Here is a 10,935-nt window from a genome sequence, read left to right on the forward strand (position 1 = left end):
CGAACGGTTCAACGCTGGATGCGCTCAGGCGGGCAGGCTGCCGCGTAGTCTCGCGAGTGCGCCCCAGTAGGTGAAGAATCGTCCACCGAAGATACCCGCGACTATCCCGGAGACGGCTGCCTCGATCACCAGATACGTCAGAACCGGGGTGGATGCTGTGGCGGTTGCCAGCTCGACACCGAGCCAGAACTTCGTGGCGAAGGTGACGACGATCAGCACCAGCGGCACCATCGAACCGGGCAGCATCACCGTGTTGGCGACGGGATCGACGATGAAACGCGTGCGACGTGCAAGCACAACCCCGCCGACGATGCCGGCGAGTGCCCCCGCGACCCACGCCAGCGGCGTCGGCCATCCGGTGCTGGGATCAGCAGCCAGATGGACGATGCCCCACACCGCAAAAATGATCGGCACAACGGCGAGTTTCGCGAGCGGGGTAGTGCCGCTCTTGAGTGCCTTGATGCCGCGTGATAGCAGAACGACGAGCAGCACCCAGACCCAGATCGGCGTGCCGTGAAGAATAGTTGCCAAGGACATGAGAGTCTCCCGTGGGTGGCATGTGTACGTGACAGGGCGAGGAGGGTGCGAGCGATAAGCGCACCGTGCGACAGACCGCGCCGAATGGAACGCATCGTAGCCACGCAGAGTTAGTTCGGAGTTAACGCGGCGGTGAGATGGAACGGGTTGCTGGACGAAGGGCGCGTTACGTTACGTAGCTTTCGCGTGTTGCGGTGTCCGCCGCCACATCTGCTCGGTAAGGTGCCCGGATGGCCGAATGAAGGTTGTTTAAGTTATTGATTATTAGCGTGTTTCTCGTCCATGACGGTTCGTATTACAAATCGGCATAGGACTTGCAGTTAGCTCCCGCAGCAAATAACCACATGTTGCGAGGGAGCGAAATCATGAACACATTCAAACTGTCGGCGATTGCGTGGTGCGTGTCGTCGATGATCGTCCTGACCGGGTGCGGAAGTACGGTGACGAAACCCGGCGGCGTGGGGGCGGGATCTGGCTCCGGAGCGGGCGGTGGGACGGGCGGCGGGATACCGACGCCGACACCGACACCGACGCCGACACCGACACCGACACCGACACCGACACCGACACCGACGCCGACACCGACACCGACACCGACACCGACACCGACACCGACACCGACACCGACACCGACACCGACACCGACACCGACACCGACACCGACACCGACGCCAACACCGACGCCAACACCGACGCCAACGCCAACGCCGACGCCAACGCCGACACCAACGCCGACACCGACGCCCACACCGACGCCAACTCCCACGAGCGCCAATCCGCTCGGCGTGGTGGTTCAGAACGCGGGCAACGTCGTGAGCACGACCGGTCAGACGGTGGCCTCGATAGGCAACCAGATCGGCCTCACGCCGATCCCGGGCGGCAATCCCGCTACCTCGACAGCACTCGGCGGCGTCGTGTCGAACCTCGGCAACGGCATCACCGCCTTGGGCGCGGGCACGACGAACGGCCTTGGACAGCTCGGCAATTCGACCAATCCGCTCGGACCGACCGTATCGAGCACCGGCAATCTCGTCTATGACGCGGGGCAGGCCGTCAACAGCGCCGGTCAGCTCGTGACCAGTCTGGGCAGTGGTCCAACGGCGCCGCTGAGCCCGCTGACCGCGCCGCTTGGCAACACGGTCTCGACGCTCGGCAACGCAGTCAGCGCGTTGGGGACGCAACTCACCACGACGCTCTCCACGGGTTTCATTCAGCAGGTGACGCAGACGGTTAGCGCGCCCATCACGCCCATCACGACCGTGCTTGCGCAGACCACGCAAACCGTCGGCGATACGACCGGTCTCGGCGCGCCGCTCAACGGCTTGCTGTCGACGATCGGTCATGGGCTGGACAGCGCCGGCGCGAAACTCGGCGGCGCGACCGGTAATCCGATTGGAGCCAACCTCGGCAATGTGGTGACGTCGGTAGGCAACACCGTCACGTCGGCGGGCGGCTTGCTGACCGCAGGCGGTACGCCGGGTAACCCGCTCGCGCCGTTGACCGGCATCCTCACTTCGTTGCCCGGTTCCTTGAGCGGGGTGTCGGGCGGCGTGAAGTCGGGCGGGACCAGTCCGCTTGCGCCGGTCACGTCGCTGGTGACCGCGCTCACGGGCACGCTCGGCTCGGTGGGTGGGGCGGCTGGCGCGGGTGGAGCGGGTGGCACGGGTGGCGCGGGTGCGGCAGGCAATCCGCTGGCCCCGCTGACGGGTCTGGTCAGCACCTTGACGAGTACGTTGAGCGGTGCGACGGCCGCAGGCGGGTCGGGTGGCGGCTTGCTGGGCGGCCTCGACGGTTGGGCCGGCAAGAAATGATTTGCCGCGGTGTATAGCAAAGGGCGGCCGCGCGGTGAAAACGCGCGGCCGCTTTTGATCTGACTGGAAACCAGGCCGGGAACCAGACTGAAAACCAGGCCCCTCGCTCGGATCACGCAAGAAAATGCCGGCACGTCACTGGCAGGCGCGTGATCAATTCATCCCTGTGCTCGTGCAACCACGAGCATTCCAACTACCCTCCGCTCAAGTTTTCCGCACCGTTGCCGTCATCACACTGACGCGTCGTTCAGCCGCTCCTCGATTCGGGCGGCCGACGGCTGTCAAAAACAATCCTTCTTCATGGGGTGACGGCGGTGTTCGATCGGCTAGCTGCGCGGGTTCCATTGTTCAACGGCGACGCACCATGGACGGCTCGTGCGGCAGTGGTGATCTTCGTCCTCATCTGGTTCTGGGAACTGAATACGTTTCTGTCGATTGCGTGGATCACGGTGAGCAAAATACATCTTACCGACCGTCAACGCGTCGGGGCCGTGGGCATGCTGATCGGCTTGAGTGGCTGGCAAATTCTCAACGCGACGGTAATAGTCGGATTGGTGTACCGCAGGAACTGGGCGAGAATCATCGAACTCGCCCTGACCGTGTTCGGTCTCGTCCTTGTCGCGGCTTTGGTGGCCATGAAACAGCCATTCGCGCCTGGCGTCATCTATTTCAGCAACGCAGCGGCGACGCTGCTGCTGTTCTCCCGCTCTGCGCGCGCCTGGTTCATCAAGCCGATCGTGAAGCTGAGTTGATGCGCGGATAGTGCATGCCTGCAACGGGCGATGGGTCGTCGTCAGCGATTTAGTTAGGGATGCTTGTGTTTCGCTCCGTGGCTTGCGTGGGCGGTACTGGCGGTGCCGTTGACAGTACTCGCGTTGCCTGGGACAGATGCGACGTTTGGCTGGCTCGAAGATGCCGCGGCGGGTTGACCCGGTTGCGCCGGCGGCAAAACATCCACCGGACTCGCAGGAGCCGATGATGCCGCGACGCCCACACTCGCCGCACTGGCTGATGCAGCCGTCGATGCGGCTGTCTGGGACGCCGCGATCAGTTGAACGGTCTGGGCCGTGATCGCCACGGGCGTGGTGCCGGTGGACTTCGGCGCCTGAAAAATCAACACGACGCCTCCCGCTATCGCGAGAAGGGTCACGCCGCGCACCAGGCGCCGCTGCGCCGCCAGTACGAAGCCTAGCGCCCGGTTGTTGGCCTTGTAGTTATGGATCGCATACTCCACCCGCAAACCGCTGACACGCAGGCTGTAGGCGTATTTGTTCGCGCCGGTCCCGGGGACGATGTCAGGCGGTCCGAGGGTCGAGCGCACGTTGGCGCCATACACGCGTTGCGCGATCATGATTGACGAGATCAGGTAGAGCAGCGCAATCACGATCGCGCCCAGCGTGATGGCGGGCACCCACGCGACTTTCTGCGATTGCTGGCTCCATAGCGAGGCGATCCCGGCGAGTGCTGCGAGACCGATTCCTGTGGCCGTCACGGTGGCGCTCGCGCGCGTTTCGACGTGCCCGCGGGTGTCGCGCGCATCCTCGAACAACTCCTTGCTCATGTCGGCCAGCGCGTCGATCATGTCCGTGTTTTGGGTCTTGCGGATTTCGCCCAGCGCACGCTCGTAAGTCTGGAAGATGGCCGGTGGGTTCAGTTCGACGTCGGCCTCCGGGCGTGGCAACACCCAGGCCCAGATTGCAAGGATGCGCGCTTGAAGGGGAGAGGGCCCGGTCATTGGAAATCCGCGTTGATCAGCAGTCGCACGATAGATTGCGTGATGGAAGAATGCGTTTCTTCGTCGATCCAGCCCCACTGCCCGGAAGGATTGATTTCGAGGAACGCGTATTCGCCAGCGGGCGTCAACACGAAGTCGAGGCACCCGTAGATCAAACCGAGCCGTTGCATCAGGACATGGCAACGCCGCTCCAGTTCTTCAGGAATGCGATGCATATGGTACTGCACCGCACGGCGATCAGCCGCACGCCAGTCGACTTCGTCGTGTGTCGTGGCAATCCGGGTAGCGAAGATGAATTTGCCCACCACGGTCACCCGGATGTCGAAACCCTTGACCATCTGTTCCTGAAAGATGCAGGGGGCGGCTTGCACCGCTGCGTCGACGGTCAGTGCTTCGGCTGTCACCGTGTGGGTGAAGAGTGCGAAATCCGTGCCGTTGTCGTGAATCGTGCCGCCGCCCAGCGTCTTTGCGATTGCGCGGGGCACGCTCGTTACAAACCGGCGCGCGGCTTTAGGGTCGTTCGTGACGAGCGTGCGAGGGACAAGAAAGCCGCATTCGCGCGCTAAAGCGAGTTGCGTGAGCTTGTTTTCGGCGCGCTGGACATGCGACGGCCGATTCATCCATGGCACGCCGCTGGTTTCGAAAACACCGCTGAGAAACGCGGAGGTTTCGCGATTGATGAAGTCCGCGACGCTCGCGCTCTGCGTGCCTTCGCGCTGCGGGCGCGGCGTTCTGCGATACCACGCGCTTTTGATGTCGCTGAGAGACCAGCGCGTCGCGCCGGTTGCCAATTGCACATCAAGTTGTTCAGGATTCCATGTCAACGTGGACGCGGCCGGAAAGTCCTCGACGTTCCAGCGAACGTATGCCACGCGCTGTTTGACCAGCTCCGCGATGAGCAGATCCGCGGATAGATCGCCGCGCTCGGTGACGAGCAGAACCCTTTCATCCAGCCCCGTACGCACAGAAGAGTCTCCTCGAATCGGCCCACCGTGGATGATCTGTTTTCAGCAGGCGCACGACGTTTTCCGGCCGTGCATTGGCTGGCGCGGTGCGCCGCCGCGTTCTAGTCCTCGCCGCCCCTGTATTGATTCGTCTTCATCCGCAGGCGGACATCCGGAAGCTGGACGGCGGGGACCGTTCGACCCTCCACGTGCACGACGTTGAGCTGTCGCTGCTCGTCGTACTCGTACTGCAATGGCCGCTCCGGCAAGGGACGCCTGAATGCGACCATCAAGGGAAGCGAACCGACAGACTCTTTTGCGGACATGACATGCCTCACCAGGCGTGCGGGCTTCGCGCCTGTGCGCCGGCCCAACGAAATTCACCGTAGTTCAACGCCGTTGCACTGTCAAGGTAACAAAGCGCGGCGCTCCGCCGTGAAGGCGTCGGGCCATGCGCGCGCGAGCGTTGCATTTGATGCGAGCCGTTAAATGGCCGCCCCCTGTTCGCGCGTCATACGTGCTGGCGATTTTTTGGCAGGACCAGGGAATAGTCAGGCGTGCAATCCGTTGCACACCGCGTGTTTTTAGCTAGCCGATTCAACCATTGCGTTTACACGTGGCACCGCGATACAGGCCATCAAGGCGCTGCGTAGAAACCAGCGTGTCGAGGAATAAACCGCGCGCCTTCTTCGTTCAATGACCGTTGCGGCCTTTGGACAACCCAGGGAGTGCGGTGATGAAATCTCTTTTCGGCGTATTGAGTTTTGTTGCGTGCGGTACGGCGCTGGTAACACTCGTATCGTGCGGGGGCAGTTCGGGTTCGCATAACTCGAATCCACCGCCTGTGGTGTCGTCGTTCACGGCGACGGCGCTCGTGTCGGATGGCGCGGTCGCCGCTGCGCATACCGACGCGAATCTGAAAAACCTGTGGGGCGTGGCCTTTAATCCGCAGGGTTTTGTCTGGGTGGCGGACAACGCGACCAACCTCGCGACACTCTATGACGGTAACGGCGCACCGCAATCGCTGGTCGTCACGATACCGAACGGCGTGAACGGCGCAGCGTCGCCGACGGGCATCGTCTTCAACGGCACGCAAAGTTTTAACGTGACGCAGAACGGCAAGTCCGGCGTTGCTGCATTTATCTTCGCGGGCGAGGGCGGCACCATCACCGCATGGGCGCCGGCGGTCGGGCCGACCAATGCCTTCGTGGTGTTCGACGATGCGGCGGGCGGCGCGGTGTACAAGGGGCTCGCCATCGCTGCCATGAACGGCAACAACTTCCTGTACGCGACCGACTTCCATAACAACAAGATCGACGTCTTCAACACGAGCTTTACCAAGGTCGCGATGCCAGGCGCGTTCACTGACCCGGCCATACCGGTTGGCTTTGCGCCGTTCGGCATTCAGGCGATCGGCTCGAACCTGTTCGTCACTTACGCGATGCAAGACGCCGCGAAACACGACGATGTGGCCGGCACGGGGCTCGGCATGGTGGATGTGTTCGACACGGCAGGCAATCTCAAGCAGCGTTTTGCGACGGGCGGCGCGTTGAATGCGCCATGGGGGATTGCGCAGGCACCTTCCAACTTCGGCTCGATGAGCGGCGCGATTCTGATAGGCAATTTCGGCGACGGCACGATCAACGCGTTCAATGCGTCGAGTGGTCAAGCGATGGGCGCGCTCGATGGATCGAACGGCAGTCCGCTCGTCGAGCACGGACTATGGGGCATTGCCTTCGGCAACAACCTCAACGATCAGCCGTCGAATACGCTGTTCTTTACGGCCGGTCCGAATGCCGAGGCCGATGGCGTGTATGGACGGATCGATCTGAACGCAACGTCAGGCACAGCGACTAACACCGCCACGAATACAGGGACGAGTGCAGGCACCAGTTCGAGTGGGGCGAGCATGGGGATGTAGCGATGATCGGGCAGCGTTGTCCCAGCGACAAGCAAAGGCCGCTTCGTCAGCGTGCCGTGAGCCGCTGCCTGGAAACTGCTGTCAGAGCGCTTAGGGAATTCAGGGAGCCGCTTTCAGAAAACGACAGGAGCAACGCAAAAAACCGCTGTCCGTGAGGACAGCGGTTTGACGACGCTTACTAAAGCCTTAGCTGTTATTGCCCAGCCGGTGACGACACGCTCGGCGTTGCCAACGTGTTGTGGCTCACGGGAGCAGCATTGGAAGTCGAGCCGCCATTCGCGCTGCTCGACATGCCTGCGGTTGCCGAGTTGGAGCCCGTGCCGCTATCCGACGTGGCGGCGCTCGAGGTTCCATATCCGCTCGTTGCAGCAGCAGGCGACGTGACAGACGGGGTGGCCAGCGTGTTGTTCTGTGCGTAGGCGGCGCCCGACAGCGTCAGTGCGGCAGCGGCCGCGAGTAATGTGCAGGTTGCCTTGTTCATGTTACGTGTCTCCTGGATTTGGGCTGCAATATGGATGCAAACAACCCCTCTAGTGTAGGAAAACGGTCAGGGATAATTAAGCGCATTGTCCACAAGGATATATTTCAATTTCGGCAACATCGTGCGCAACGGCTGTGTGGTGCGCTGTGTGGTGCTTGCTTTCAAGTTACTTTCCGCTTATGCATCCGGACTGAATATCCATACACGTGAAGCGGTTTTTGTAAATTGAAAAGCATGCCTAACTAATTTATAGGGCGCAATTTTTGGCCAGGGGCGAACGCAGGGCAGTTTCAATCCATCACGGGATCGTGACAGCACACACAGATCTTGTTCCCCTCGGGGTCCCGAAAGTACGCGCCGTAATAGTGCGGGTGATAGTGGACTCGCAGTCCGGGTGGACCGTCGCAGGAGCCCATATTGGCGAGTGCGCTGGCGTGTGCGTTGTCAACAGAACGGCGATCCGGCGCGAGCAACGCTACCATGTTCCCGTTGCCGGGTGCGGCTGGGTTGCCGTCATAAGGCTTGCCAATCAGAAAGAGCGGGCGTGGCATTTCCTCAGCCACCCAACCCGCCCATGCTTTATCCGGCTCGCAGAATTTCAGCTTATGCCCTAGCTCATCCATGATCGCGGAGTAGAACGCAAAGGCACGATTGAAGTCATTAACGCCAACGAACACATGCGAAATCATCCTGTTCTTCCTCTGTTCGAACCACGCTGCTGAATGGCTGCTGCATGGCTGCTGCATGGCTGCTGAGGCCGTGCGTCACCGCCGCTGTCTGAATCTCATGCGAGAGGACGTGACGTCGAGCGTTCATCCATCCGTCGATCTCGTCACGCTTTCCCATGCGTCCAGTTCCGCGCTGAGCGACGCGAGTTTATCCCTGACGAGGCCGAGCGCATCGCTGCCTAGCAGAAGATGCGCGGGCGGCGCGTCGCTTTCGATCACCGACAACATGGCGCGCGCCGCTTTCACCGGATCGCCGAGCTGCTTGCCGCTTTTCTCCTGGCGTCCTTTGCGGACGGGATCGAACAGCGCATCGTAATCCGCGATGGAGCGCGGGGTTCGCACCATCGAACGACCTGCCCAGTCCGTGCGAAACGAGCCCGGCGCGACAGCGGTCACGTGAATGCCGAACCCTTTCACCTCTTTGCCGAGGACTTCGGATATCCCCTCCAGGGCGAATTTGCTGCCGCAGTAGTACGCGATGCCGGGCAGCGTGATGAATCCGCCCATCGACGTGATGTTGAGAATATGGCCGCTACGGCGTTCGCGCATGTACGGCAACACGCTCTTCGTTACGGCAACCGCGCCGAATACGTTCACGTCGAATTGCCTGCGCATTTCCTCGAGCGTCGACTCTTCCATGACGCCCTCGTGACCGTAGCCCGCGTTGTTGATCAGCACATCCAGCGGCCCGACGTTCGATTCGATTTCCCTGATGACGTCGTCGATTGCATCGAAGTGAGTGACGTCGAGGATTCGTCCGAAGGCGCGGTCGGCATCCAGCGCTTCGAAGTCCCGTTTGGCCTGCTCGCTGCGCACCGTGCCGACGACCCGATATCCAGCGGCGAGCGCCTCTTGCGCCAATGCGCGTCCGAAGCCGCTGCTGACGCCGGTGATAAGCATGGTTTTGATCGCTGCCATGACAAACGCTCCTGAATGAGTTTGAGTGCTTGCATGTTATTCTGAATTAGCCCTGCGATTCAGGCCTTAATTTCCATTTTTATTGCCTATTTCTATGAGTCGAGCTGTGCGCAAAGAATTGATCGGAGAATCTGAACAGCGCCGCATGGTGGCCTTGCTGACCGCTTTGGCGCCGCAGGAGGGCTACAACCTGACCGCCTTGCGCGATGTGCGCGTGCTGCGTTCGGACCGGGCGCTGTCACGCACGCCGGTGCTGTACGACCCCGGCATTGTCATCGTCTGCCAGGGAAGCAAGCGGGGGTTTTTCGGCGAGCGCGTTTATGTGTACGACGAGCAGCACTATCTCGCGGTAGCCGTGCCGGTCCCGTTCACGATGGAGACTGATGCGACGCCCGAGCATCCGCTGCTGGCGCTGTACCTGCATTTGAACTTCCAGATGGCGGCCGAGTTGATGATCCAGATTGATCGACACGGCCCGGCAAGCACGGACGACGTCCCGGAGAGCATGATGTCGAGCCCGATGGATGCGGCCATGCGCGGGTCGGTGCTGCGTTTTCTGGAGGCCATGAGCCGGCCGCTCGATGCCGCGGTCCTCGGACCGGCCCTGTTGCGTGAACTGTATTTCCGTGTGCTCACCGGCGCTCAGGGCAACGTGATGCGCGCGGCGTTGGCCATGCAAGGGCACTTCGGCAAGATCGGCAAGGCACTGGAGCGCATTCACGCCACCTACGCGGAGCCGCTCGATCTTCCGGGGCTCGCCAGCCAGGCCGGCATGAGCGTGCCGACGTTTCATAGTCACTTCAAGGCGATCACGAGCACGTCGCCCATGCAGTACGTGAAATCCACCCGTTTGCATCAGGCCCGCTTGCTGATGGTGCGGCAAAGCATGACGGCCGAAGCCGCCTGCCATGCAGTGGGGTATGTCAGTCCTTCGCAGTTCAACCGGGAATTCAAGCGGCTCTTTGGACGCACGCCCGCGGCGGAGACGAAGCGCTTGCGCGAGAGTTTCGCGTTGCCGCCCGCTTTTCCAGAGTCGAAGTTCGTGGCGTCACATTGAGAGGTGGGTGATTCTGAATTGGTACGTGGACGCGATCTGCGCTTGTAGTCGTTGATCGGGCCTCGATCATGTGGAGCGTGATGTAGTTAGCCGGATGCTCTCAGACGCTTGAACGAGCGGGCAAAAAAACAAAGGCCGGCTTTTAGAGCCGGCCTTCGTGCATCAGCGCGTGGCGCGCTGCGTCTTCAGATTACTTCGGCAATGCGCCCGTCGCGACAGCGAGGAGGCCCGTCACAGGAGCGAGCAGGCTACCGGCGCTGGTGCCGCCGCTCGCGTGTGAAGCCGTCGAGCTGAGCGACGCGACGAGACCCGCTGCCGGTGACAGCAGGCCGGTGGCTGAGCTGCTACCGGTTGTCGCGAGGCTGCCGCTCACCGAGCCCGCCGTGCCAGCCCCGGCGGTGACCGTGGCGCCGCCCGCACTGACGCCTGCGCTGACCGCGCCGGCTGCGGAGACGGCGATCCCGGAGGTCGACGCGAGCGTCGAGCCGAGTGCCGTCGTCAGCGTGCTGGCGAGCGGGGCGATCGGGTTGTCTTTCACGATGCCCGTGATGACACCCGCCTGCGAGGCGACGGTCGAAGTCACCGTGTTGAGCGCGCTCGTGATCGGCACGATCGGGGACGAGCCGCCCAGTGCGCCGGTCACACTGCTGATTGCGCCGGTGACAGGAGCGAGCGGGTTGGAGCCTGCTGCGCCTTGCAGTGCGCCAGTCACGCTGCTGATTGCGCCGGTGACAGGAGCGAGCGGGTTTGAGCCTGCTGCGCCTTGCAGTGCGCCGGTCACGCTGCTGATTGCGCCGGTGACA

The 10,935-nt window shown here is 62.1% G+C and carries 10 protein-coding genes and 2 pseudogenes; 4 read left to right on the top strand and 8 right to left on the bottom strand.

The window, feature by feature from the left end:
- Positions 1 to 24 precede the first annotated feature (24 nt).
- Together D0B32_RS07300 and D0B32_RS33180 are read right to left on the bottom strand one after the other, a co-directional pair.
- Positions 25 to 537, bottom strand: a complete 513-nt coding sequence (locus tag D0B32_RS07300; protein ID WP_117333164.1) for a DUF6622 family protein — start codon at positions 535 to 537, stop codon at positions 25 to 27.
- A 295-nt stretch (positions 538 to 832) separates the two neighbouring features.
- Complete coding sequence (locus tag D0B32_RS33180; protein ID WP_404935537.1) at positions 833 to 1,303, bottom strand: hypothetical protein; 471 nt, start codon at positions 1,301 to 1,303, stop codon at positions 833 to 835.
- On the opposite strand from D0B32_RS33180, the pseudogene D0B32_RS07305 reads away from it, so the two are divergent.
- Both D0B32_RS07305 and D0B32_RS07310 read left to right on the top strand, forming a co-directional pair.
- Positions 1,218 to 2,348: pseudogene (locus D0B32_RS07305) on the top strand (collagen-like triple helix repeat-containing protein); the annotation flags it as partial. The gene D0B32_RS33180 and the pseudogene D0B32_RS07305 overlap by 86 nt on opposite strands.
- Before the next feature lie 344 nt (positions 2,349 to 2,692).
- A complete protein-coding gene (locus D0B32_RS07310) occupies positions 2,693 to 3,100 on the top strand; it encodes a hypothetical protein (protein WP_117333168.1) in 408 nt (135 codons plus the stop codon).
- 53 nt (positions 3,101 to 3,153) lie between these two features.
- Here the strand turns inward: D0B32_RS07310 and D0B32_RS07315 are convergent, their stop codons facing one another.
- Positions 3,154 to 4,083 carry a hypothetical protein gene (locus D0B32_RS07315; protein ID WP_117333170.1) on the bottom strand — a complete coding sequence of 310 codons (930 nt, stop codon included), beginning with the start codon at positions 4,081 to 4,083 and terminating at the stop codon, positions 3,154 to 3,156.
- Positions 4,080 to 5,048, bottom strand: a complete 969-nt coding sequence (locus D0B32_RS07320) for an MvdC/MvdD family ATP grasp protein (protein ID WP_117333172.1) — start codon at positions 5,046 to 5,048, stop codon at positions 4,080 to 4,082. The genes D0B32_RS07315 and D0B32_RS07320 overlap by 4 nt, the downstream gene beginning before the upstream one ends.
- A 715-nt stretch (positions 5,049 to 5,763) precedes the next feature.
- Between D0B32_RS07320 and D0B32_RS07330 the strand changes: the two genes are divergently transcribed.
- Complete coding sequence (locus tag D0B32_RS07330; RefSeq protein ID WP_117333176.1) at positions 5,764 to 6,948, top strand: TIGR03118 family protein; 1,185 nt, start codon at positions 5,764 to 5,766, stop codon at positions 6,946 to 6,948.
- Positions 6,949 to 7,141: 193 nt separating this feature from the next.
- On the opposite strand, the gene D0B32_RS07335 is transcribed toward D0B32_RS07330, so the two are convergent.
- The 3 genes from D0B32_RS07335 to D0B32_RS07345 all read right to left on the bottom strand — a co-directional run bounded on the left by D0B32_RS07335 (position 7,142) and on the right by D0B32_RS07345 (position 9,075).
- Positions 7,142 to 7,429 (bottom strand): hypothetical protein, encoded by a 288-nt coding sequence (locus D0B32_RS07335; RefSeq protein WP_117333178.1) that lies wholly within the window; start codon positions 7,427 to 7,429, stop codon positions 7,142 to 7,144.
- A 290-nt stretch (positions 7,430 to 7,719) separates the two neighbouring features.
- Positions 7,720 to 8,118: a VOC family protein gene (locus D0B32_RS07340; RefSeq protein ID WP_117333180.1), complete on the bottom strand. Its 399-nt coding sequence runs from the start codon at positions 8,116 to 8,118 to the stop codon at positions 7,720 to 7,722.
- A gap of 123 nt (positions 8,119 to 8,241) precedes the next feature.
- The gene (locus D0B32_RS07345) at positions 8,242 to 9,075 is read right to left on the bottom strand and encodes an oxidoreductase (protein WP_117333182.1); all 834 of its coding nucleotides are present in this window, start codon (positions 9,073 to 9,075) and stop codon (positions 8,242 to 8,244) included.
- A 145-nt stretch (positions 9,076 to 9,220) separates the two neighbouring features.
- Here D0B32_RS07345 and D0B32_RS07350 point away from each other — a divergent pair, with 145 nt between their 5' ends.
- Entirely contained in the window at positions 9,221 to 10,132 is a 912-nt protein-coding gene (locus D0B32_RS07350; protein WP_117333501.1) for an AraC family transcriptional regulator, read from the top strand.
- 190 nt (positions 10,133 to 10,322) lie between these two features.
- Here D0B32_RS07350 and D0B32_RS07355 read toward each other — a convergent pair.
- A pseudogene (locus tag D0B32_RS07355) lies at positions 10,323 to 10,935 on the bottom strand (collagen-like triple helix repeat-containing lipoprotein); the annotation flags it as partial.

It is taken from the genome of Paraburkholderia sp. DHOC27, assembly GCF_003429005.1.
Classification (GTDB): Bacteria; Pseudomonadota; Gammaproteobacteria; order Burkholderiales; family Burkholderiaceae; genus Paraburkholderia.

Coding starts and splice junctions, on each gene's coding strand:
- D0B32_RS07300 (WP_117333164.1), bottom strand. CDS start 537: ATGTCCTTGGCAACTATTCTTCACGGCACGCCGATCTGGGTCTGGGTG.
- D0B32_RS07315 (WP_117333170.1), bottom strand. CDS start 4,083: ATGACCGGGCCCTCTCCCCTTCAAGCGCGCATCCTTGCAATCTGGGCC.
- D0B32_RS07330 (WP_117333176.1), top strand. CDS start 5,764: ATGAAATCTCTTTTCGGCGTATTGAGTTTTGTTGCGTGCGGTACGGCG.
- D0B32_RS07335 (WP_117333178.1), bottom strand. CDS start 7,429: ATGAACAAGGCAACCTGCACATTACTCGCGGCCGCTGCCGCACTGACG.
- D0B32_RS07340 (WP_117333180.1), bottom strand. CDS start 8,118: ATGATTTCGCATGTGTTCGTTGGCGTTAATGACTTCAATCGTGCCTTT.
- D0B32_RS07345 (WP_117333182.1), bottom strand. CDS start 9,075: ATGGCAGCGATCAAAACCATGCTTATCACCGGCGTCAGCAGCGGCTTC.
- D0B32_RS07350 (WP_117333501.1), top strand. CDS start 9,221: ATGGTGGCCTTGCTGACCGCTTTGGCGCCGCAGGAGGGCTACAACCTG.